Here is a 21,006-nt window from a genome sequence, read left to right as displayed (position 1 = left end):
GGCGCGCACGACACGATGAGGCGCATGAGCGATCTCAGCGCGATCCCCCCGCAGCATCAGACCTGGCCCGGCAGCACCTCCGAGTTGGAACCTGCGCCGGACCACGGCGAGACGTCCTATGTCGGCAAGGACCGACTGGTCGGCAAACGTGCCCTGATCACCGGCGGCGACTCGGGCATCGGGCGGGCCACCGCCATCGCCTTCGCCAAGGAGGGGGCAGACGTGGCCATCGCCTACCTGCCCGAGGAGCAGGCCGACGCCGAGGAGACGCAGCGCCACGTGGAGGCCGCCGGCCGCCGCTGTGTGCTCTGCCCGGTCGATCAGCGCACGGAGCAGGCGAACGTCGAGCTTGTGTCACGGGCGGTGCACGAGCTCGGCGGACTCGACGTCCTCATCAACAACGCCGGGTTCCAGATGGCGCACCAGGCGTTGGAGGACTTCCCGGGTGAGCAGGTCGAGCGCACCTTCGCCACCAACGTCTTCGCGACCTTCTGGCTCACCAAGGCCGCCGCCCCACATCTCGGGGCCGGCTCGAGCGTCATCAACACCACCTCGATCCAGGCCTTCCAGCCCTCCGACCGGCTCATCGACTACGCCGCGACGAAGGCGGGGCTGAACAATCTCACCGTCAACCTCGCGGCCGAGCTCGGTCCCCGCGGCATCCGGGTCAACGCCGTCGCCCCCGGTCCGATCTGGACACCACTCATCCCCTCGACCTTCGACGGCGAGAAGGTGGACGGGTTCGGCTCGGACACTCCGCTCGGCCGGGCGGGCCATCCGATCGAGGTGGCAACGGCGTTCGTCTACCTGGCCAGTGACGAGGCGAGCTACGTCTCGGGAACGGTGCTGGGCGTCACCGGCGGTAAGCCGGTCTTCTGACGAACCCGAGCGAGGAACGAGCGGAGGGTGAGGAGGAAGGCCAGTCGAGTCCGGTCTTCTGACGAACCCGAGCGAGGAACGAGCGGAGGGTGAGGAGGAAGGCCAGTCGAGTCCGGTCTTCTGACGAACCCGAGCGAGGAACGAGCGGCCGGGTCGCGACCACGCACCGGCCGGCCGGCCGTACTGTGGCCGCGTGAGCCCAGGTACGCGCGACGGTGGCCGCCGGGCGGCCGGTTTCGTCCTCGCCGCCGCGGCGGCCGGGGCGGTGCTGCTTCTGTGGTGGGTGTTCGTCAACCATCCCGGCGGCCAGCGTCTCGAACAGGTGGCCTACGAGGGCTCCTCGATCGGGCGGACCCGGCTGGAGGACAGCGCCCAGCAGATCCTCGACGTCGTCTCGGTGCCGTTCCTCGCCGTCGTGATCGTCGTCGGGATGTCCATCTCGCTGATCCGAGGCCGCGGCCGGGACGCGCTCGCGGTCGCCGTCGTCGTGGCCGGTGCGAACGTGACCACCCAGGTGCTGAAGTACCACGTTCTCGAGCGGCCGGATTTCACCGGCGCCGCACAGATGCATTGGAACTCTCTGCCCAGCGGGCACACCACCGTCGCCGCGACGGTCGGCGCCGCGGCGCTGCTCGCCACCGTCCCGCGGTGGCGCTGGCTCGCGACCCTGCTCGGCTTCGCCTACGCCGGTGGCACGGGGATCTCGACCATGATCGGTGGCTGGCACCGTGCCAGCGACGTCGTCGCCGCCTTCTTCGTCGTCGTGGCCTGGATAGTGCTCGTCAGCGCGGTCCTGCGGATCGGCGGGGACCCGGTGCCGGCGGGTACGCCGTCATGGATGGTGGCGGCGGACCGCTACACCCGCCGCCTTTTCCTCGTGGTCGGCCTCGCCGCCGGCTTCGCCGCCCTGCTCAGCCTCATGCTCACCACGCAGAGCGACGGATCGAGCCGCGCGGAGCTGCTGATCGCGTACGGTGGCGCGAGCGTCGGGGTCCTCTCGGTCGCGTGCCTGACGGCCTTCGTCGCGCTCTGGTTCGCCGGTCCGAGGCCGGCCTCGCCACGTCCCCGCGGCTGAGCGTGCCGCTGTCCGGAGGGATCCGCGCGCCTGCGGACCCGTGAGGTGACGAGGTACCGTCAGCGGGTCCCGGTCCCTGAAGCGACCACCACCAGAAGGAAGGTCCGTGTGGCCACTACCCGCAAGCTCGTGATCGTCGAGTCGCCCGCCAAGGCGCGCACCATCGGTGGCTATCTCGGGGACGACTTCGACGTCGAGGCCAGCGTGGGCCACATCCGTGACCTGCCGCAGCCCTCGGAGCTGCCGGCGGACATGAAGAAGGGACCGTTCGGCAAGTTCGCCGTGGACGTCGAGGGCGACTTCGAGCCGTACTACGTGGTGGCCTCGGACAAGAAGAAGAAGGTCACCGAGCTCAAGCGGGCGCTGAAGGACTCCGACGAGCTCTACCTCGCCACGGACGAGGACCGGGAGGGCGAGGCGATCGCCTGGCACCTCCTCGACGTGCTCAAGCCCAAGGTTCCGGTCAAGCGGATGGTCTTCCACGAGATCACCCGCGAGGCGATCGCACGCGCGCTGGAGAACACCCGCGACGTCGACGACCGGTTGGTCGACGCGCAGGAGGCCCGTCGCATCCTCGACCGCCTGGTGGGCTACGAGCTCTCCCCGCTGCTGTGGCGCAAGATCAAGCCCGGCATCTCCGCCGGTCGCGTGCAGTCCGTGGCGACCCGGATGGTGGTCGAGCGCGAACGCGAGCGGATGGCCTTCCGTGCCGCCTCCTACTGGGACGTCACTGGCACGTTCACCGGCACCTCCGCCGAGGACCCGTCGGACAGCGGTCAGTTCCGGGCCCGGCTGGTCACGCTCGGCGGGAAAAAGATCGCCACCGGCCGCGACTTCGGGGACGACGGCGCGCTGAAGGCCTCGGCCGAGAAAGCCGGCACGCTGCATCTCGACGAGACTGTCGCCACCGAGGTCGCCACGGCCCTCGAGCAGGTCCCGGCGCACGTCGTCTCCATGGAGACCAAGCCGTACACGCGCCGCCCCGCCGCCCCGTTCACCACCTCCACGCTGCAGCAGGAGGCCTCACGGAAGCTGCGGATGAGCTCGCGGGAGACCATGCGTACGGCGCAGTCGCTCTACGAGAACGGCTACATCACCTACATGCGTACCGACTCGCCGGTGCTGTCCTCGCAGGCGATCTCGGCCGCCCGCCGCCAGGCCGCGGAGCTGTACGGCCAGGACTACGTCAATGACAAGCCGCGCACCTACGGCAAGGCCAAGGGCGCGCAGGAGGCCCACGAGGCCATCCGCCCTGCCGGAGACTCCTTCCGCACGCCAGGACAGGTGGCCGGTCGACTCAACCCCACCGAGCTCAAGCTCTACGACCTCATCTGGAAGCGCACGGTCGCCTCTCAGATGGCCGATGCCCGTGGTTCGACCGCCACGATCCGCCTCGGTGCTGACCCGGTCCTCGCCGACGGCAACACCACCCGCGCCGAACTGACCGCCTCCGGCACCGTCATCACCTTCCGCGGCTTCCTGGCCGCCTACGAGGAAGGCCGGGACGCGGACCGGTACGACACCGGCCGCGACGACGCCCGCCTGCCGGCCCTGAAGGAGGGTGACGCCGTCGTCACCGACGAGGTGACCGCCGAAGGGCATGAGACCACCCCGCCGCCGCGATACACCGAGGCGAGCTTGGTCAAAGCGATGGAGGAACGCGGCATCGGCCGCCCGTCCACCTACGCCGCGACGATCTCCGTGATCACCGACCGTGGCTACGTGGACCGGCGCGGGCAGGCCCTGGTGCCCACCTGGCTCGCCTTCTCCGTGGTGCGACTGCTCGAACTGAACCTTCCGCGTCTGGTCGACTACGACTTCACGGCCGAGATGGAGACCGACCTCGACCGGATCGCCGCCGGCGACGAGCAACGGGTCGACTGGCTCGCCCGCTTCTACCGCGGCGACGACGGCGCCGACCGGCCGGGGCTGCGCGCCCTCGTCGCCGACCTCGGCGACGACATCGACGCCCGCGCCATCAACAGTATCGATATCGGCGAGGGCATCACCCTGCGGGTGGGGCGCTACGGCCCCTACCTGGAGGGGCCGGACGAATCCGGCGAGCAGCGCCGCGCGTCCGTGCCCGAGGACATCGCGCCGGACGAGCTCACCGTCGACGTCGCCCGGGAGCTCCTCACCAAGCAGGCCGACGACGGGCGCGAGCTCGGCGTCGACCCGGAGACCGGGCACACCGTCGTGGTCAAGAACGGGCGGTTCGGGCCCTACGTCACCGAGGTGATCCCGGAGATGACCGAGGAGCAGATCCAGGCCCACCTCGACGCGCAGCCCACCGAGTACTACAAGAACGGCAAGCCCAAGCCGAAGAAGAAGCCGGCCCGGCCCAAGCCGCGCACCGCCTCGCTCTTCAAGTCCATGCAGATGGAGACGGTCGACCTCGACCAGGCACTGAAGCTGCTCTCCCTGCCGCGCGTGGTGGGCACCGACCCCGACGGCGTGGAGATCACCGCGCAGAACGGCCGGTACGGGCCGTACCTCAAGCGTGGGACGGACTCGCGGTCCCTGGAGACCGAGGAGCAGATCTTCGACATCACGCTCGAGGAGGCCCTCGCGATCTACGCCCAGCCCAAGCGTGGCCGCGGCGCGACCTCGCGGCCGCCCCTTCGGGAGCTCGGCGAGGACCCGACCTCGGGCAAGCCCGTGGTCGTCAAGGACGGACGGTTCGGCCCGTACGTCACCGACGGCGAGACCAACGCGACCTTGCGCCGGGACGACGACGTCGAGTCGATCACTCCCGAGCGTGGTTACGAGCTCCTCGCCGAGAAGCGCGCTCGTGGTCCGGCCAAGAAGCCCGCCCGCCGGCGCAGCTCGGGCGGGACACGGTCGCGGTCGACAGCGAAGAAGGGATGACGATGAGTGCTGGTCCCGACGGAGCCAGTCAGCGGCTCACCCGGTTCTTCCTGACCTTCGCCGTGATCGAAGGAGCTGTGCTCGCCGCCGTCGTGGTGCTCTTCGCCATCGGCGTGATCGAGCAGGGAATCTTCGTCGCGGCGGTGGCTGTGGTCGCGGTTGTCGGGGGCCTCGTGGTCGTGTCCTACCTGCTGCGTCACCAGCGGCGTCTCCGGGACGGGGCGGCGCCCTCGAGCGACCCGACCGAGACCGGCGAGGGCTACGACCCGATGTCGAAGTTCCGCTGAGCGAAGGGCTGGGCATGAGCAGGCTCAGGGAAGGCCGGCGGGGACCGGACCGACGGCTGGGCTATCTCGGGGTGCTTCTGCTCGCCGCCGGGGTGACCGTGGTGATCCTGTACCTCACTGGCATCCTCGACGCACCCCGCCTCATCGGTGCGATGGTCGCCCTGCTCGGCCTGGCCAGCATCCTTGCGCAGCGGTTACGGCGGCCGGCACGAGGTCGTCGCCGGCCACGACGGCCGACCCCGGACAACAGGCCGCCGCATCGGGGCGGCACCGACTGAGTCTCATCCTGCAGCCGCCCGCCGGCATCCCGCGGATCGAATGCCGCCCGTGGCATGGGCTCGACCCCGCTAGATTCGGGGCACATGAGCACCCTGGCGACGCGGACGCACCTGCAGACACCTCCCGACCCCCGTGAGGCACCGCCGCTGCGGTGGGGGATCCTCGGGGCCGGCGGCATCGCCGGACGGTTCGCCCGCGAGGTCCCGGCGCTGTCCGCCCAGCAGGTGGTCGCCGTCGGGTCGCGGGACCTCGCACGGGCCGAGGCGTTCGCCCAGACGCACGCACTGGCGCGCGCGCACGGTTCCTACGCCGGGCTGGTCACTGATCCCGAGGTCGACGTCGTCTACGTCGCCACACCGCACAGTCACCACCATGCTCACGCGATCCAGGCCCTCGAGGCCGGCAAGCCGGTCCTCGTCGAGAAGGCGTTCACCCGCAATGCCGCCGAGGCGCGTGAGGTCTTCGCGGTCGCGGAGCGGCAGGGCCTGTTCGCGATGGAGGCGATGTGGAGCCGGTTCCTGCCGCACATGGTGGCCCTGCGTGACCTGGTCGTCTCCGGCCGGCTCGGGGAGATCCTGGCCGTGCACGGTGATCACGGCCAGCGGCTGCCGCACGTCGAACGGCTGCGCGAGCCGTCACTGGCCGGAGGCGCGTTGCTCGACCTCGGTGTGTATCCGATCTCGTTCATCCACAGCCTGCTCGGTCGACCCGGTTCGGTGCACGCCGTCGGCATGCTCTCCGAGCTGGGCGTCGACGTCCACGAGGCCGTCACCCTGGCTTACGGCAACGCCGTGGGCCTGGCGACGGCGAACATGTGGGCGCGTACCCGCACGGCGGCGTCCGTGATCGGTACCGAGGGCCGCGTCGACATCGACGGTGTCTTCTACGTACCCGGGCGGCTGTCCGTCACGCCCGCCGACGGCGAGGTATGGACCTGGCCCGACGGCGAGCCCGCCCCCGGCGGGTTCCAGTACCAGGCCGCCGAGGTGGCCAGGCGGGTGAGCGCCGGCGAGCGCGAGTCCGGCGTGATGCCCTGGTCGGCAACCGTCGAGGTCATGGAGATCATGGACGAGGTCCGCCGTCAGCTCGGGGTGGTCTACCCGGGGGAGTAGGCATGGCCGGAGTCGCGGCCTGCGGCGGGCGTCGACTGGCAGTGTCAGTACGTCGGGTCGAGCTCCGGTTCCGCGTGTGGGCCGCCCTTGAGCTCGTGGAATCCCGGTATGGCCGCGACAAGTACCGCCCCGTCCCAGAGCCGCCCGGCATCCTCGCCGGTGGGCACTCGTGATATCACGGGGCCGAAGAATGCGGTCGAGCTACCCTCGGGCCCTGTCGTCCGGACCACTGGTGTGCCGACGTGCTCACCCAGCTGCGCGATCGCCTCCGCGTGCGAGGCCCGGACCGCGGCGTCGTGCACCGTTGAACCCCCCGCATGGGCGAGGGACTCCGGCAGGTCGGCGGCACGCAACGCGGCGTACAGGTCGCCGAGCCAGTCGCCCGTGCGCGCCGTCGTCCACATGGCCGCGTACAGGCGGGCGAGCGCCGCCTCGCCGTGCTCGCTCAATGTGGCCATGCACACTCGCACGGGTACCCACAGGTAACCCGCTGAGTCTCCCTCGGGATCGTCCTCCCGGTCCTCGTTGAGCACCGACAGGCTCATCAGGCGCCAGCGGATGTCGACCGGTCGGACCCGTGCGACCTCCACCAACCATCGCGAGGTCAACCAGGTGTACGGACAGGACGGGTCGAACCAGAACTCCGCCGTCGTCCGCCCGGTCATGCCGTCCACGGTAGCCCCGTCGGCGCGCCGTGTCGTGGTGTCCGACTACTCTGACCGCGTGAGTCCTGAGGTTCCCGCCGGCATACCGGCGCTGGCTTCCGGTGCGGCCGGGCAACTCGCGGGCTGCTTCATCTCGCTCGAGGGCGGGGACGGCGCGGGTAAGACCACCCAGCGCGACCTGCTGGGGCGGTGGTTGACCGACCTCGGTCACGAAGTGGTCCTCACCCGCGAACCCGGCGGCACCGACCTGGGTCGGGTGCTGCGTGAGGCGGTGCTGCACGGCGACGACGTCGACCCACGCACCGAGGCGCTGCTCTACGCGACCGACCGGGCCCACCACGTCCACCACCTGGTGCTGCCCGCGCTGGAACGCGGCGCCGTCGTCGTCACGGACCGCTACCTGGACTCCTCGGTGGCCTATCAGGGGGCCGCACGGGACCTCGGCCCGGAGGAGATCCGCGGGCTCAACCTGTGGGCCACCCGCGGCCTGCTCCCTCACCTGACGGTGCTGCTCGACCTCGACCCGGCGATCGGTGCGCAGCGCCGCCACGGCACGCCGGATCGGCTCGAGCGTGAGTCGCTCGACTTCCACATCCGCGTGCGACACCACTTCCTCGACCTCGCCGCAGCGGATCCGGACCGGTTCCTCGTCGTCGACGCGGCGGCCGCTCCGGAGGACGTCCATCACGCCGTCCGTGACCACCTCAGGCCCATGCTGCCGGAGCCTGCCCGATGAGCGTCTGGGACGACGTCGTCGGGCAGGACGCGGCGGTGGCGACCTTCAAGGAGGCGGTGCTCGCCTCCCGGCAGGCCGGCGGCGGCGACGCGAGCATGACGCACTCCTGGCTGATCACCGGTCCTCCCGGGTCCGGCCGCTCGGTCGCCGCCCGTGCGTTCGCCGCGGCGCTGCAGTGCAGCGATCCGGACGAGCCCGGCTGCGGCCGCTGCCATGAATGTACGACGGCGCTGTCCGGGTCTCACGCCGACGTCACGCTGATCGGCACCGAGAAGGTCGTCTTCAGCATCGACGAGATCCGGCCCCTCGTCTCTCAGGCCCAGCGCTCCCCGGCGCGCGGCCGTTACCGCGTGATGCTCATGGAGGACGCCGACCGGATGGTCGAGCGCACATCGAACGTGTTGCTCAAGGCGGTCGAGGAGCCACCCCCGCGAACCGTGTGGCTGTTGTGCGCGCCGAGCCCGGAGGACGTCCTGACCACGATCCGCTCGAGGTGCCGCGGCGTCCACCTGCGCGTTCCGGCCCCCGGGGCGGTGGCCGACCTGCTGGTCCGCCGGGACGGCCTCGACCCGGACGTGGCGCTCGCCGCCGCGCGGGCGACGCAGTCGCACATCGGGTTGGCTCGGCGGCTGGCGAAGGACCCCGAGGCGCGGGAACGCCGACGCCGCCAGCTTGCCGTCCCGGCGGGGATCCGCGGTGTCGGCGACGCCGTGCTCGCCGCCGCGGAGCTCATCGAGACTGCGAACGCGGACGCCAAGGCGGCCACCGAGGAGCGCGACGCCGAGGAGAAGGCCGAACTCCTGCGCAGCCTGGGAGCCGAGGCGGGATCACGGTTACCGCCCGCCCTGCGCACCCAGGTCCGGCAACTCGAGGACGAGCAGAAGCGGCGTGCCACCAGGGCGCAGCGCGACGTACTCGACCGCGCCATGGTCGATCTGCTGTCTCTCTACCGCGACGTCCTCGTGGTCCAGCTCGAGGCCGGGGTCGACCTGGTCAACACGGACCTCGAGCGGGAGGTGCGGCGGCTCGCGGCGGATTCCACGCCCGAGCAGACCGTGCGTCGGATGGACGCGGTGGGCGTCGCACGGGAACGGCTGGAGGCCAACGTCGCGCCGTTGCTCGCCGTCGAGGCCATGATGGTGGCGCTGCGCCCGCAGGCCGGCTGACGGGCTGTCCACAGGCCGGGCCGCCTGTTCGGGGGCCGGGGCGGGTGCCAGGTAGCGTGGCCGGGTGCGCCGAGTCCCGCTGACCACGTCACTGGCTGCCGTCGCCGCGGCGGTCGCCGTCCTGACCGGTTGCTCGTCCCCGACGCCGATGGATCGTGTCGAGCCCACCGGCGGCGAGGAGCGCGGGAGCGGAGCTGCGGAACAGGAATCCTCCTCGGGCGAGCCAGAGCCCGATCCCGAACCGGCCGAGCTGGCGGAGTACTACGGTCAGCAGCTCGACTGGCAGGAGTGCGGAGCTCGTGAGTGCGCCACCGTCACGGTCCCGGTCGACTACGCCGAGCCGGCCGGCGAGACGATCGAGCTCGCCGTCCAGCGGCGCAGCGCCGACGGGGAATCTCTGGGATCGCTCGTGATCAACCCGGGCGGCCCTGGCGGTTCCGGCCTGGAGATGCTCACCACCGTGGATCAGATGTTCTCCGGCGACCTGCTCGCCCGGTACGACGTCGTCGCGTTCGATCCTCGCGGTGTCGGCGAGTCCGCGCCGGTCGACTGCGTCAGCGACGCCGAACTCGACGAGTTGCGTGCGGCCGACTACGAGATGGACACCCAGCAGGGAATTGCGGACTTCCGGGCGGATGCGCGGCGCATCGCCGAGGGATGCGCTGCGGGTTCCGGGCCAGTCCTGCGGCACATCGACACACGATCGGCGGCCCGGGACATGGACGTCCTACGGGCCTCCCTGGGAGAGGACGACCTGGACTACCTCGGCTACTCCTACGGCACGCTGCTCGGGTCGGTGTATGCCGAGACGTTCCCGGGGCGGGTCGGCCGGATGGTGCTCGACGGCGCGATGGACCCGAGTCTGACGGCCTCGGAGATCTCGCGAGACCAGGCCGAAGCCTTCGAGCAGGCGCTGCGGGCGTACGTGGAGGACTGCCAGGCGGGACCGCAATGTCCGCTCGACGGCGACGTCGAGGACGGCATGGAGCAGATCCGCACCCTGCTCGACCTCGCGGGTGAGGACCCGTTGCCCACGGCCGACGGGCGCGAGCTCACGGCTCCGCTGGCGCTGTCCGGCATCCTCACCGCCCTGTACAACGTCGGGAACTGGCCGGTGCTGACCAGCGCCCTCGAGCAGGCGATCGGTCAGTCCGACGGATCCCAGCTGATGTTCCTCGCCGACTTCCAGGCCGGACGGACCGAGGACGGCAGCTACCGGGACAACTCGACCGAGGCGAACTGGGCGATCAACTGCCTGGATCACCCCGTACGGGGCAACCTCGAGCAGTGGCGCTCCGAGGCAGAGGATCTCGCCGAGGCTGCTCCGACTTTCGGCCCGTCGCTGTCCTACGGCGACCTGTTGTGCGAGCCGTGGTCGGTCGACGGTGACGGCGTCGAAGGACCGGTGCAGGCGGCCGGCGCGGCCCCCATCCTCGTCGTCGGCACCACCGGTGACCCGGCGACGCCGTACCGGTGGAGCGAGAGCCTGACCGAGCAGCTCGCCAGCGGCACACTGCTCACCTACGAGGGCGAGGGGCACACCGCGTACGGCAGTTCCAACGCGTGCGTCACCGAGGCGGTCGACGCCTATCTCATCGACGGCGTCGTCCCCGAGGACGGCACCATGTGCTGAGTGTCGTACGTGTCACGGTCCCAGGCTTTGAAGACCCTGCCACGGGGCTTGTAGAGTGATCTGCGCTGAGACGCCGCTCGGCGTCGTGCCGCCTTAGCTCAGTCGGCAGAGCGATTCACTCGTAATGAATAGGTCGTGGGTTCGATTCCCACAGGCGGCTCCGAGACGGCCCGGCACCATGTGCCGGGCCGTCGCTGTCTATTCCGCCGTGTCCCCATTAGTCCGGCGGCGCCGAGCCGGACGACGGCGGCAGCAGAAAACATGCAGCGTGAACATTTCGTCCGATCAGCGATCGCGCCGTGACGAGGAAATGTTCGCGCAGCTTGGACGCCGATGCGGCGTATCGGTCGTGACGTGTCGGGTAGGGCGCCGCATTGTCGAACGTATTGTCCGTTTGGAGCACGGTCCCAGCAGGTGCCGCATTCGGTGGGCTTACCGGGCGGTCAACGTCGGTGCATTGGCAGTGATGTATTGACCCGGAGTCCGCACGCCGGCGCTCGTCTGGGGAGAGGACGCGCCCGTTACGGCACTGCGATGTCTCCCAGCGCGGTGAGGGCTTGCCCACAATGCTCGCCGCTCGCCACGACGCCGCACGGGTGCTGGACGTAGACTTCCAGCGTGGACTATCTGGTGGCGCTCGTCCCGTCCATCGGGACCGGAATTCTCTTCTATGTGGCCATCCGCGCCATCGTCACCGCGGACCGTAAAGAGCGCGCCGCCCTGCGCGAGCAGGACCGCCAGGACGCTGCGCAGGTGAGGAAAACGCAGCCCAGGCGCGCGACCGAATAGTTACCGACCGCGCTCGCATAGTTACCTCCGAGTGAGTGCGGCATGACAATTGCGGGCGAAACAATTACGCTGGTGACACGTCGGGGAACACACGGCCGTGCGTACCCGAGAAATGAGCTACTTAACGTGATGCAGGGGAGAACACATGGCCCAGAAGGTGCAAGTCCAGCTCATCGACGACATCGACGGATCCTCGGCGGACGAGACCATCACGTTCGCGCTCGACGGCGTCACCTACGAGATCGACCTGTCCGAGGAGCATGCGAAGGCGCTGCGTGAGTCGTTCTCCGAGTGGGTCGGGCACGCACGCCGTGCCGGCGGACGCCGCAACGCCCGCCGGTCCTCCCGGTCGGGTTCGAGCTCGGACGCGGGCAAGATCCGCGAGTGGGCGCGCAAGCACGGCTACGAGGTCTCCGAACGGGGCCGGATCTCGGCCGAGGTTCGCCAGGCCTACGAGAAGGCCAACGGCTGAGCACCTTCGCGCGAACTCACTGACGGCCGGCCGCCCGCACGGGTGGCCGGCCGTCGTGGTCCTCGTGGTGGAATGGGACCATGACCTACACCCTGGTACTGCTCCGTCATGGCGAGAGCGATTGGAACGCGCAGAACCTCTTCACCGGCTGGGTCGACGTCCCGCTGTCCGAGAAGGGCACCGAGGAGGCGCTGACTGGTGGTCGGCTCATGGTCGATGCCGGCGTCCTGCCGGACATCGTGCACACCTCCCTGCTGCGGCGGGCGATCTCCACGGCCAACCTCGCGCTGGACGTGGCCGACCGTCACTGGATCCCGGTCCATCGTCACTGGCGACTGAACGAGCGCCATTACGGCGCCCTGCAGGGCAAGAACAAGAAGGAGATCCGCGACGAGTACGGTGAGGAGCAGTTCATGCTCTGGCGCCGTTCCTACGACGTTCCGCCGCCGGAGATCGAGCCCGGCACCGAGTTCTCCCAGGACGCCGACCCTCGCTACGCCGGCGAGCCGATCCCACGTTCGGAGTGCCTCAAGGACGTTCTGGAGCGTGCCCTCCCGTACTGGAACGAGGCGATCGTCCCGGACCTGAAGAGCCGAAAGGTCGTGCTAGTGGCCGCGCACGGCAACTCGTTGCGTGCGATCATCAAGCACCTGGACGGCATCGACGACGAGACGATCTCCGGGCTCAACGTGCCCACCGGTATCCCGCTCGTGTACGAGCTGGACGAGAATCTCACCCCCACACAGCCGGGTGGGCGCTACCTGGACCCTGAGGCGGCCAAGGAGGCCATCGCGGCTGTGGCCAACCAGGGCCGGTAGGCGACGACGCGCGCCCGAGACGTGGCCGGGCCGGTGGCTGCAGGTATCGCCTGCATCCACCGGCCCGGCTCGTCGTCGGCCCGCTCCGGCCCCGCGGTCGGGGGCGGGTCAGGGGTCACTGCACGTCGGTGCCGTTTGTCTCCGTCGCCACTGCGTTGGTCAGGTCTCCGGTGACGAGGAACGAGATCCGCCGGGCGATCGAGACACCGTGGTCGCCGAACCGCTCCAGGTAACGGCCGAGCAGCACGACGTCGACGATCTCCTGGCGCGGTAGCTCGACCGTCTCGTCCAGCACGACCTGGAACGACTCCTCGTGGAGCTGGTCGAGGACCGAATCCTCCGACTCGATGCTGGCGGCGAGATCGAGGTCCTGGGTGTTGACGAGGCGGACCACCTGGTCTCCGACGTTGACCGCCTGTCGCCCCATCCGCATGAGCACGTCATGACCGGCACCGCGGGCGGCCGTCTCCGGGTAGCGGCCCCGGGCGACGTCGGCGACGTGCCGCGCGAGGTCGCCCATCCGCTCCAGCGTCGAGGACATGCGCAGTGCAGTGATCACCACGCGCAGGTCGGTCGCCACCGGCTGCTGGCGAGCCAGCAGCGAGACGGCCTGCTCGTCGATGTTGTGCTGGATCGCGTCGATCTTCTCGTCGGCGTCGATGACCTGTTCGGCCAGCGCCAGGTCCGCCTGCTCCAGCGCCGTGACCGCCTTGCCGATGGCCGTGGACATCTGTTCGGCCATGCTCGCCAGGTCCAGGCCGAGCTGTTCGATTTCCTGCTTGAAGATCTCTCGCATCGCGGGCTCCTTGCGCGGTCGACTGTCCGCCGTCGGCCGGGTGCCCCGCACCGCGCCGCGAACGGTACTCCTGTGCCAACCGTAGCCAAGTGGCTGGCCGTGTACGACCGGTGGCGCCGGGGTGAACGTCACGTGTCCCGCCCGGGTGGGGTCGGTGAACGCCGATCGAGCGGCATACGCTGACCCGTATGGAGCTCTGGCAGATCCTCGGCATCGTGCTGCTGGCTCTGCTCGTGGTCGCCGCCGGAGTCATCGCGTTCCTGCTCAGCGAGCGTGAGCGGCGCGGGCACGACCAGGGCGACGGCGACGGTCTCGACGACGTCGTCTCGGTGCTGTCCGTCCTGCCGCAGGCCGTGGTCGTGCTCGAGCCCGACGACGAGGTCCAGCGCGCCAGCGCGGCCGCACACTCCTTCGGCCTGGTGCGCAACGACGTGCTCGCCCACGCCGAGATCCGCGACATGGTCACCGCACTGCGCCGGGACGGAGAGATCCGTGATGCGGAGGTCGCCCTGGCCCGCGGGCCGATGGACGCCGGGGCGACATTGCGGATGGACGTGCGCGTCGCACCGCTGCGGCACGGCCGTGTCCTGGTCCTCGCCGAGGACCGGACGGAGGCCCGGCGGCTGGAGGAGATGCGGCGCGACTTCACCGCGAACGTCTCCCACGAGCTGAAGACGCCCGTCGGCGCCCTGTCGCTGCTGGCCGAGACCATTACCGAGGCGGCGGACGAACCCGATACCGTGCGGCACTTCGCCGACCAGATGCGCAAGGAGTCCGCCCGGCTGGCGACCCTCGTGCAGGAGCTCATCGAGCTCTCCCGGCTGCAGGAGCCGGACGCGCTGGTCGACGCCGAGCTCGTCGACGTCGACGAGGTGGTCGCGGAGGCGACCGATCGGGTACGTGTCGAGGCGGAGGCCCGCCGTGTGACGTTGGTGCACGGAGGGACGCGTGGCCTCAAGGTCTACGGCGACAGTGCCCTGCTGACCACGGCGGTACGTAACCTGCTGGACAACGCGGTCCGGTACTCCCGCCCGGCGGGACGGGTCTCCGTCGGCGTCTCCCGGAACGACGCCCTGGTACGCATCGCCGTCGTCGACCAGGGCAAGGGGATCGCGCCCGAGCAACGGGACCGGGTGTTCGAGCGGTTCTTCCGTGGTGACGAGGCCCGTTCGCGTGAGACCGGCGGTTCCGGCCTCGGCCTGAGCATCGTCAAGCACATCGTCAACGATCACGGGGGAACGGTGGAACTCTGGTCGACCTCCGGCAAGGGCTCGACCTTCACCATCGTGCTGCCCGAGGCGTACGCGAGTGCCGAGGACGCGCGGGCGGCCGAGCGCGAGGAGGACCCCGCGAACCAGGAGCCCGCCGGGCCTCCCTCCGCCCCGGAGGGGCGCCGCCGGGTGGCAGGACCCGGGGACGGATCGACGAACCAGGCGACGAACGACCGCAACGAGCCGGCCCGCGAGGCCGACCGGACCGCCCGGCGTACCGTGCGCGCCGGACGCACGACGATGGAGGACACCTACCGATGACGACGATCCTGCTCGTGGAGGACGAGGCCTCGTACCGGGAGCCCCTCACCTTCAAGCTCGAGCGTGACGGTTACGAGGTGATCGCGGTCGCCGACGGCCACGACGCCCTCACCGCGTACGACCGGGGCGGCGTCGACATCGTCCTCCTCGACCTCATGCTGCCCCGACTGTCCGGCACCGAGGTCTGCCGCCAACTACGCCAGCGCGGCAACGTGCCGGTCATCATGCTCACCGCCAAGGACAGCGAGATCGACAAGGTCGTCGGACTGGAGATCGGAGCGGACGACTACCTGACCAAGCCGTACTCCTACCGCGAGCTCGTCGCCCGCGTGCACGCCGTGCTCCGCCGTGGCGGCGCTCAGGACGACCTTTCCCAACCGTCGGTCCTCAGCGTCGGCCGCGTGCGGATGGACGTGGACCGGCACGAGCTGAGCGTCGACGACGAGCTGGTGCCGATGCCGTTGCGGGAGTTCGAGCTGCTCGAGCTGTTCCTGCGCAACCCCGACCGGGTGCTCACCCGCGGCCAGCTCATCGACCGCATCTGGGGCTCGAACTATGTCGGCGACACGAAGACGCTGGATGTCCACGTCAAGCGGGTGCGCGCCAAGATCGAGGAGGACCCCGCCCATCCGACGATGCTGCAGACCGTCCGCGGCCTCGGCTACAAGCTCGTCACGCCGGAAGAGTGATCACGGGGTACCGGGACACGGCGCAGCGGGAGTCGACGGTCACGGGCGACGACGGCCGCACCGTTGACCTTCACTCGGCGGCGGTCGGCGTCCACTCCTCACCGTTCTCGACGGCTTCGAGGTAGTCGTCGTAGGGCGGGATCGTGCCGTCCAGCACCGGAACCTGCACCGTCATGTCACCGCTGCTCTCGCTGCTGACGACGGACGGCACCACGGCTCCGGGCTCGGCCTCGAGCGACTCGGCCGTGATGCCCGCGTTGGTGAGGTTGACCTCGTCCTGGGCGTCGATCCGGACCGGGATCGGGCTACCGCCTTCCCCGATCGTCAGGGAGACCTCCGCCGGTTCGTTCGACCGGTTCACCACGGCACCGAGGATGTGCCCGGACGTGCCGTCGCCGTCGGTCAGCACCATGAGGTTCTCCACCACGAGGGCCTGATTGAGCGGGACCCTGATGCCGTCGCTCGGCGCGTACGGGTGGGCGGTGGTGATCGGGTTCATCACCGCGCAGCCGCCGGCCAGTGCGGTGACGGCCGCGGCGCCGACGCCCAGGGCGACCAGGCGGGTGCGAGCAGTGCGGGGCACGGACATTCTCCTTCGGGCGGGGATCGGGGATCGGCGCTCGGCCCTCCCGGAGCGAGATTACCTGAGAGGTCCCAGACGGCGGCGCCACGCACGTCCGGAGAGTGCTTCCCGCACGAGTGCGGGGCTGTGGGAGCCGCAGAATCACGCCATTTCGGCGTGGTAGACTGGAGGCCTTCACGACCGAGGAGCACAACACAATGACCTTCGCTGTCGGCGAGACTGTCGTCTACCCCCATCACGGGGCCGCGCTCATCGAAGACATCTCCACCCGAGTGATTCGTGGCGAGGAGAAGACCTACCTTCACCTCCGAGTAGCCCAGGGCGATCTCACGATCCAGGTCCCCGCGGAGAACGTCGATCTCGTCGGCGTCCGCGACGTCGTCGGCAAGGAAGGGCTCGAGAAGGTCTTCGACGTCCTGCGCGCGCCGTACACCGAGGAGCCGACCAACTGGTCGCGCCGGTACAAGGCGAACGTCGAGAAGATCGCCTCCGGTGACGTCATCAAGGTCGCCGAGGTGGTGCGGGACCTCTCGCGCCGCGACACCGACCGCGGTCTGTCCGCCGGTGAGAAGCGCATGCTCGCCAAGGCCCGTCAGATCCTCGTCTCGGAGCTCGCGCTGGCGGAGAAGACGGAGGAGGACAAGGCCGAGGCCATCCTGGACGACGTGCTCGCGTCCTGACCTCGCCCTGCAGCACCGCGTGAGTTCTGGCTACCGGCCGACCGCCTGAGATGACGTCGGTCGCCGTCCTCACCTCCGCCGGGTCGGGTACTCGGCTCGGTCTCGACGTCCCCAAGGGGCTCGTCGATCTCAGTGGACAACCGCTCGTGGTTCGCGCCGCGCGTGGCCTCGCCCGGGCGGCGTGCCTCGCCGGGATTGTCATCACCGTCCCGGCGGCCGAGCTCGAGACCTTCCGTAGTCGATTCCCCGGTGGTCTCGTTCCCGGCACCGATCTGCCGGTCCGCGTCGTCGCCGGGGGGTCGACCCGGCAGGCCTCGGTGGCGGCCGGACTGGCTGCCCTGGATGACGACGTCGACGTCGTTCTCGTCCACGACGCCGCCCGGTGCCTCGCCCCACCGGATCTCATCGCCGCCGTCGAGCAAACCGTTCGCTCCGGACGCCGCGCCGTGGTTCCCGCCCTGCCCGTGACCGACACGATCAAACGTGCCGGCGACCCTGGGGACGACGGCGCCGCGCCGGTGCACGAGACGGTCCAGCGCACGGCGTTGCGCGCCGTCCAGACACCTCAGGGCTTCGACCGCAACCTTCTCGACTCCGCCCACCGCGCGGGAGGTCATCTCGCCGCCGACGAGCGGTCGGCGGTCTCCGACGACGCCGGTCTGGTCGAGGCGCTCGGGGAGCAGGTCTGGCTGGTGCCCGGCGACGAGCGTGCGTTGAAGATCACCACCCGCCGCGACCTGGCACTCGCCGAGATCCTGCTCCGCGAGGAGCCCGAGCTAGCGTGAGCGTCATGCAGCTGCGCACCGGGATCGGGACCGACGTGCATGCGTTCGCGCAGGCGGCCTCCGGGCGCCCCATGCGGTTGGCCTGCCTCGACTGGCCCGGCGAGGTGGGGCTGGCCGGACATTCCGACGCCGACGTGGCCGCGCACGCCGCCTGCGACGCCCTGTTCTCCGCCGCCGGGCTGGGCGACCTCGGGACGCAGTTCGGGACCGACGATCCGGTCTGGGCCGGCGCGTCCGGCGCAGCGCTGCTGGTCGAGACGGTCCGGCGGGTGCGTGCGGCGGGCTTCGACGTCGAGAACGTCGCGGTCCAGGTCATCGGCAACCGGCCGCGCGTCGGCGGCAGGCGCGGCGAGGCCGAGGAGGCGATGTCCGCCGCCGTCGGGGCCCCCGTGTCACTGTCCGCGACCACGTCCGACGGGCTCGGCCTGACCGGCCGTGGCGAGGGCGTGGCTGCTGTGGCGACCGCCCTGCTCGCCCGGTCCACCGGCTGACCGCCCCCGCCGAGAGCGGACACCCGAACCCGCCGAGAACGGAAACCTGAGTCAATAGCGGACGTTTGAACATCCGCTCTTGACTCAACTGTCCGCTCTCGGCGCGTGGGGGCGCCGAGGGATCACGGCGCGTGGCTACGCCGAGCGATCACCGGGTGTGGCACGACGGCGTAGACCCGCAGGGAGGCGAGAAACAGCCAGCTGAAGGCGCTGACCACCGCGAGCCACAGCAGGGCGACGCCCGCCGGTCCGGCGGAGAGGGCAGCTCCGACGACGAAGGCGGCGACGATCGTGACGCCGGCGAGGCGTGACCAGGTCACAGCCGCCCGGTTGGCGCGTTCGGCGAAGAACGGTGCCAGCAGGAGTCCGGCGACGGCGAAGGCGACGAACTCGAGTCCACCGGCGACCAGATGGAGCATGCCGCCGGTAGTGACGTTGGCCGCGGCGCCGTCGGGGAAGCCCGCCACCGGGTCGGGCTCGAAGACGGCAGCGAGGATCATGGCAGCCCCGGCGACGATGACGGCGATGCCGGCGCCGCGGCCCTTCCTGGTCAGAGCTCGCCGCAGCCCCCACCCCGCAACGATCGTCATCACCCCGGTCAGCGCGAGGTTGAGCACCTGCAGCCATCCGCCGTCGCCCAGCATCAGGAGGCTGAGGGCGTGCCGGGAGAAGTCGAACCCCTCCCGCGTCAGGCCGAGAATCATGCCGAACACCAGGTAGAACGGTCCGGCCACCAGGCCCCAGCCGAGCATGGAACGGGTCACGGCTGCCGCGGTGTCGAAGCCGTTCTTCGTGCTGTCGGTGGTGGCCATGGTCCCCGTCCTTCTCATCCCGGCTCGGAGTCGAGCGCGATCACGAGCTTAACCAATTATTTCGGAAACCGAAAGGTATGAGAGGCTGCCAAGATGGGCGCGTGGGTGACGCGGTTCCGGACATCAATCGGGGCGACTCGCTGCCCTGGCAGGTCAAGGACAGGTTCCGCGAACTCGAAGTCCAGCTCGCGATCTTCGGTCACCACCTCAGCGCACACCTCGGCATGCGGCCGGTCGATCTGCAATGCCTGAACCTGGTCCATCGGCATGGCTCGATCAGCATCGGCGCACTGGCCCGGCAGATGCACCTTCCGCCGCCGACCACCACCGGGATCGTCGACCGGCTGGCGTCCACCGGGTGGGTGGCACGCGAACGCTCGGACGGTGACCGCCGCACGGTGATGGTCCGCGGGCTCGCGGACCGCCTGCCGGAACTCTTCGGGTCGCTCGTACCGCTCGGTGAGGAGCTCGATGCAGCGTTGGCTGGGCTCGACGAGGATGCCCAGCAGGCCATCGCCTTCTTCCTGGACAGTGCGACGCGCGCGACCAGCCGGGCAACCGGGTTGCTGGACGACAGCTGAGCCCCGCAAGAATTGGCGGCGTCCCCACCGAGAGCGGAAACCTGAGTCAATAGCGGACGTTTGAACATCCGCTCTTGACTCAACTGTCCGCTCTCGGCGTGTGGGGGGGACCGCCTGGTACGGGTCGGCGCTTTCCACACGCGCCATTCGGTGCCGTGCCGTCCACACCCCCCGACGTCGAGGCGGGTACGGGAGGCCACTGTGTCTCGATGGCTGACGACCACGAGCCCGGTGACCAGGATCTGCAGGTCTTCCTCACGCGCGATTACGGCAGCACCTCGATCCGGACGGCACGCCACGCGGGCGCCGTCGAGAAGCTGAGAGCCGGGGCGTGGATCGCACGACCCGATCCGGAGGAGGCGCGGTGGCGGATGCGGGAGCGCAATGAGAAGGCCCGGTGTCACGCCCTCGACCGGCAGCTGCGGTCCGCGCACCTCTTCTGCCTGGTCTCCGCAGCCCTCTTGCACGGCTGCCGGGTGTGGCAGCTGCCCACCGGCGCTGACGTCGTCCAGAAGAACACCGCAACTCGGGCACGCTCGCGGGACGTGCGCCGGCACAGCTTCTCGGTACCGGATCATGACGTCTGCCAGGTCGACGGACTGGCGGTGACCTCGCTCGAGCGCACCCTCGTCGACTGTGCGCGGTTCCTGCAGCCGCGTGATGCCATGGTCATCGTCGACTCCGGTCTCGCGCTGCTCAGCGACCCGGACAAGTGGCACCGGGAGGAGTCCGACTCCCGGGTCGAGACCGCCCGCGTGCGACTCCTTGCCCGGCTCGACGGGCTGGGCGGAAGGCGAGGTGTTCGCCGCGCCCGCGCCGTGATCACCCATGCTGACGCGTACGCCGAGTCCGCAGCGGAGTCGGTGCTCCGGTGGATCGCCGTCGCGCACGGGTTCCCGCCGCCACTGACGCAGTACCGCATCGACGTCGGTGGCCGGACGTTCTTCACCGACCTCGCGTGGCGCGTCGTGGACGGACAGGTGACGCGGATCGTGCACGCCGAGTTCGACGGCGAGCTGAAGTACGGCGGCGAGCTCGGTCAGCGCGAACTCGTCAGGGAGAAAGAACGTGAGGACCTGATCCGCGAGCGAGGGGATACGTTCCGGCGGTTCGTGTCCGGGGACCTTCGCAGCCTCCCGCGGACGATTCAGCGTCTCGCGTCGGCGTTCCCGCTCTCCGCCCGGGCGTCGTTCCGGCCGGTGCCGGATCTCCTCGGCGTGCCACGACCAGCGCGCTACCGACGCCGAAAGCGGAAACCTGAATCATGAGCGGACGTTT

Annotated in this window: 23 protein-coding genes and 1 tRNA gene; 20 read left to right on the top strand and 4 right to left on the bottom strand. The window is 70.1% G+C overall.

The genetic code is table 11. The features are described 5' to 3' along the window. The first annotated feature begins 24 nt into the window (after positions 1-24). From ACFSE6_RS18495 to ACFSE6_RS18470, 6 genes are all read left to right on the top strand, one after another. Positions 25-879, top strand: a complete 855-nt coding sequence (locus ACFSE6_RS18495; RefSeq protein WP_388010920.1) for an SDR family oxidoreductase — start codon at positions 25-27, stop codon at positions 877-879. A 193-nt stretch (positions 880-1,072) separates the two neighbouring features. After that, entirely contained in the window at positions 1,073-1,954 is an 882-nt protein-coding gene (locus tag ACFSE6_RS18490; RefSeq protein ID WP_388010917.1) for a phosphatase PAP2 family protein, read from the top strand. A 108-nt stretch (positions 1,955-2,062) separates the two neighbouring features. Beyond that, on the top strand, positions 2,063-4,822 hold the full coding sequence (gene topA, locus ACFSE6_RS18485; protein ID WP_388010914.1) for a type I DNA topoisomerase: 2,760 nt from the start codon (positions 2,063-2,065) through the stop codon (positions 4,820-4,822). A gap of 2 nt (positions 4,823-4,824) precedes the next feature. Next, positions 4,825-5,109, top strand: a complete 285-nt coding sequence (locus ACFSE6_RS18480) for a hypothetical protein (RefSeq protein WP_388010911.1) — start codon at positions 4,825-4,827, stop codon at positions 5,107-5,109. Positions 5,110-5,123: 14 nt separating this feature from the next. Further along, the gene (locus tag ACFSE6_RS18475; protein ID WP_388010908.1) at positions 5,124-5,387 is read left to right on the top strand and encodes a hypothetical protein; all 264 of its coding nucleotides are present in this window, start codon (positions 5,124-5,126) and stop codon (positions 5,385-5,387) included. 84 nt (positions 5,388-5,471) lie between these two features. Continuing rightward, a complete protein-coding gene (locus tag ACFSE6_RS18470) occupies positions 5,472-6,500 on the top strand; it encodes a Gfo/Idh/MocA family protein (protein WP_388010905.1) in 1,029 nt (342 codons plus the stop codon). Between the two features lie 44 nt (positions 6,501-6,544). Here ACFSE6_RS18470 and ACFSE6_RS18465 read toward each other — a convergent pair whose 3' ends face one another. Further along, positions 6,545-7,165, bottom strand: a complete 621-nt coding sequence (locus ACFSE6_RS18465) for a mycothiol-dependent nitroreductase Rv2466c family protein (RefSeq protein ID WP_388010902.1) — start codon at positions 7,163-7,165, stop codon at positions 6,545-6,547. Positions 7,166-7,223: 58 nt separating this feature from the next. On the opposite strand from ACFSE6_RS18465, the gene tmk reads away from it, so the two are divergent. From tmk to ACFSE6_RS18430, 7 genes are all read left to right on the top strand, one after another. Continuing rightward, positions 7,224-7,901: a dTMP kinase gene (gene tmk / locus ACFSE6_RS18460; RefSeq protein WP_388010899.1), complete on the top strand. Its 678-nt coding sequence runs from the start codon at positions 7,224-7,226 to the stop codon at positions 7,899-7,901. After that, positions 7,898-9,067, top strand: coding sequence for a DNA polymerase III subunit delta' (locus ACFSE6_RS18455; protein ID WP_388010896.1), 1,170 nt, complete (start codon positions 7,898-7,900; stop codon positions 9,065-9,067). Before tmk ends, ACFSE6_RS18455 begins: the two co-directional genes overlap by 4 nt. A 64-nt stretch (positions 9,068-9,131) precedes the next feature. After that, positions 9,132-10,700 carry an alpha/beta hydrolase gene (locus tag ACFSE6_RS18450; protein WP_388010894.1) on the top strand — a complete coding sequence of 523 codons (1,569 nt, stop codon included), beginning with the start codon at positions 9,132-9,134 and terminating at the stop codon, positions 10,698-10,700. Between the two features lie 87 nt (positions 10,701-10,787). Further along, positions 10,788-10,860 (top strand) — tRNA-Thr (locus tag ACFSE6_RS18445). A gap of 458 nt (positions 10,861-11,318) precedes the next feature. Then, positions 11,319-11,489: a hypothetical protein gene (locus ACFSE6_RS18440; protein WP_388010891.1), complete on the top strand. Its 171-nt coding sequence runs from the start codon at positions 11,319-11,321 to the stop codon at positions 11,487-11,489. Between the two features lie 145 nt (positions 11,490-11,634). Beyond that, entirely contained in the window at positions 11,635-11,961 is a 327-nt protein-coding gene (locus tag ACFSE6_RS18435; protein WP_388010888.1) for a histone-like nucleoid-structuring protein Lsr2, read from the top strand. A gap of 80 nt (positions 11,962-12,041) precedes the next feature. Next, positions 12,042-12,779, top strand: a complete 738-nt coding sequence (locus ACFSE6_RS18430; protein WP_388010885.1) for a phosphoglyceromutase — start codon at positions 12,042-12,044, stop codon at positions 12,777-12,779. A gap of 115 nt (positions 12,780-12,894) precedes the next feature. On the opposite strand, the gene phoU is transcribed toward ACFSE6_RS18430, so the two are convergent. After that, complete coding sequence (phoU, locus tag ACFSE6_RS18425; RefSeq protein ID WP_388010882.1) at positions 12,895-13,575, bottom strand: phosphate signaling complex protein PhoU; 681 nt, start codon at positions 13,573-13,575, stop codon at positions 12,895-12,897. A gap of 188 nt (positions 13,576-13,763) precedes the next feature. Here phoU and ACFSE6_RS18420 point away from each other — a divergent pair, with 188 nt between their 5' ends. Continuing rightward, positions 13,764-15,107 (top strand): sensor histidine kinase, encoded by a 1,344-nt coding sequence (locus ACFSE6_RS18420; RefSeq protein WP_388010879.1) that lies wholly within the window; start codon positions 13,764-13,766, stop codon positions 15,105-15,107. Further along, the gene (locus ACFSE6_RS18415; protein WP_388010876.1) at positions 15,104-15,796 is read left to right on the top strand and encodes a response regulator transcription factor; all 693 of its coding nucleotides are present in this window, start codon (positions 15,104-15,106) and stop codon (positions 15,794-15,796) included. Before ACFSE6_RS18420 ends, ACFSE6_RS18415 begins: the two co-directional genes overlap by 4 nt. Positions 15,797-15,866: 70 nt before the next feature. Here the strand turns inward: ACFSE6_RS18415 and ACFSE6_RS18410 are convergent, their stop codons facing one another. Next, entirely contained in the window at positions 15,867-16,379 is a 513-nt protein-coding gene (locus tag ACFSE6_RS18410) for a hypothetical protein (RefSeq protein WP_388010873.1), read from the bottom strand. Between the two features lie 197 nt (positions 16,380-16,576). On the opposite strand from ACFSE6_RS18410, the gene ACFSE6_RS18405 reads away from it, so the two are divergent. From ACFSE6_RS18405 to ispF, 3 genes are read left to right on the top strand one after another with little or no spacing between them, the layout of a single operon-like run. Then, a complete protein-coding gene (locus ACFSE6_RS18405; protein WP_388010870.1) occupies positions 16,577-17,059 on the top strand; it encodes a CarD family transcriptional regulator in 483 nt (160 codons plus the stop codon). A gap of 50 nt (positions 17,060-17,109) precedes the next feature. Then, positions 17,110-17,844: a 2-C-methyl-D-erythritol 4-phosphate cytidylyltransferase gene (gene ispD, locus ACFSE6_RS18400; protein WP_388010868.1), complete on the top strand. Its 735-nt coding sequence runs from the start codon at positions 17,110-17,112 to the stop codon at positions 17,842-17,844. A 5-nt stretch (positions 17,845-17,849) separates the two neighbouring features. After that, on the top strand, positions 17,850-18,335 hold the full coding sequence (gene ispF / locus ACFSE6_RS18395; RefSeq protein WP_388010986.1) for a 2-C-methyl-D-erythritol 2,4-cyclodiphosphate synthase: 486 nt from the start codon (positions 17,850-17,852) through the stop codon (positions 18,333-18,335). 122 nt (positions 18,336-18,457) lie between these two features. Here the strand turns inward: ispF and ACFSE6_RS18390 are convergent, their stop codons facing one another. Continuing rightward, on the bottom strand, positions 18,458-19,147 hold the full coding sequence (locus ACFSE6_RS18390) for a DUF998 domain-containing protein (protein ID WP_388010865.1): 690 nt from the start codon (positions 19,145-19,147) through the stop codon (positions 18,458-18,460). 101 nt (positions 19,148-19,248) lie between these two features. Between ACFSE6_RS18390 and ACFSE6_RS18385 the strand changes: the two genes are divergently transcribed. Further along, on the top strand, positions 19,249-19,728 hold the full coding sequence (locus ACFSE6_RS18385; RefSeq protein ID WP_388010862.1) for a MarR family transcriptional regulator: 480 nt from the start codon (positions 19,249-19,251) through the stop codon (positions 19,726-19,728). Positions 19,729-19,937: 209 nt separating this feature from the next. Further along, a complete protein-coding gene (locus ACFSE6_RS18380; protein WP_388010859.1) occupies positions 19,938-20,996 on the top strand; it encodes a hypothetical protein in 1,059 nt (352 codons plus the stop codon). Positions 20,997-21,006 lie beyond the last annotated feature (10 nt).

The organism is Georgenia deserti (genome assembly GCF_042680605.1).
Lineage (GTDB): Bacteria > Actinomycetota > Actinomycetes > Actinomycetales > Actinomycetaceae > Allobogoriella > Allobogoriella deserti.
The sequence above is the reverse complement of the archived record's forward strand: the minus strand, read 5'-3'. Positions and strand labels throughout refer to the sequence as shown.

What these genes read in the sequence shown, in the direction of transcription:
- ACFSE6_RS18405 (WP_388010870.1), top strand. Translation starts at nt 16,577, where the DNA reads ATGACCTTCGCTGTCGGCGAGACTGTCGTCTACCCCCATCACGGGGCC.
- ACFSE6_RS18455 (WP_388010896.1), top strand. Translation starts at nt 7,898, where the DNA reads ATGAGCGTCTGGGACGACGTCGTCGGGCAGGACGCGGCGGTGGCGACC.
- ACFSE6_RS18480 (WP_388010911.1), top strand. Translation starts at nt 4,825, where the DNA reads ATGAGTGCTGGTCCCGACGGAGCCAGTCAGCGGCTCACCCGGTTCTTC.
- ispF (WP_388010986.1), top strand. Translation starts at nt 17,850, where the DNA reads ATGCAGCTGCGCACCGGGATCGGGACCGACGTGCATGCGTTCGCGCAG.
- ACFSE6_RS18465 (WP_388010902.1), bottom strand. Translation starts at nt 7,165, where the DNA reads ATGACCGGGCGGACGACGGCGGAGTTCTGGTTCGACCCGTCCTGTCCG.
- phoU (WP_388010882.1), bottom strand. Translation starts at nt 13,575, where the DNA reads ATGCGAGAGATCTTCAAGCAGGAAATCGAACAGCTCGGCCTGGACCTG.
- ACFSE6_RS18495 (WP_388010920.1), top strand. Translation starts at nt 25, where the DNA reads ATGAGCGATCTCAGCGCGATCCCCCCGCAGCATCAGACCTGGCCCGGC.
- ACFSE6_RS18390 (WP_388010865.1), bottom strand. Translation starts at nt 19,147, where the DNA reads ATGGCCACCACCGACAGCACGAAGAACGGCTTCGACACCGCGGCAGCC.
- ispD (WP_388010868.1), top strand. Translation starts at nt 17,110, where the DNA reads ATGACGTCGGTCGCCGTCCTCACCTCCGCCGGGTCGGGTACTCGGCTC.
- ACFSE6_RS18435 (WP_388010888.1), top strand. Translation starts at nt 11,635, where the DNA reads ATGGCCCAGAAGGTGCAAGTCCAGCTCATCGACGACATCGACGGATCC.
- ACFSE6_RS18420 (WP_388010879.1), top strand. Translation starts at nt 13,764, where the DNA reads ATGGAGCTCTGGCAGATCCTCGGCATCGTGCTGCTGGCTCTGCTCGTG.
- ACFSE6_RS18475 (WP_388010908.1), top strand. Translation starts at nt 5,124, where the DNA reads ATGAGCAGGCTCAGGGAAGGCCGGCGGGGACCGGACCGACGGCTGGGC.
- ACFSE6_RS18430 (WP_388010885.1), top strand. Translation starts at nt 12,042, where the DNA reads ATGACCTACACCCTGGTACTGCTCCGTCATGGCGAGAGCGATTGGAAC.
- ACFSE6_RS18380 (WP_388010859.1), top strand. Translation starts at nt 19,938, where the DNA reads ATGGCTGACGACCACGAGCCCGGTGACCAGGATCTGCAGGTCTTCCTC.
- ACFSE6_RS18415 (WP_388010876.1), top strand. Translation starts at nt 15,104, where the DNA reads ATGACGACGATCCTGCTCGTGGAGGACGAGGCCTCGTACCGGGAGCCC.
- ACFSE6_RS18470 (WP_388010905.1), top strand. Translation starts at nt 5,472, where the DNA reads ATGAGCACCCTGGCGACGCGGACGCACCTGCAGACACCTCCCGACCCC.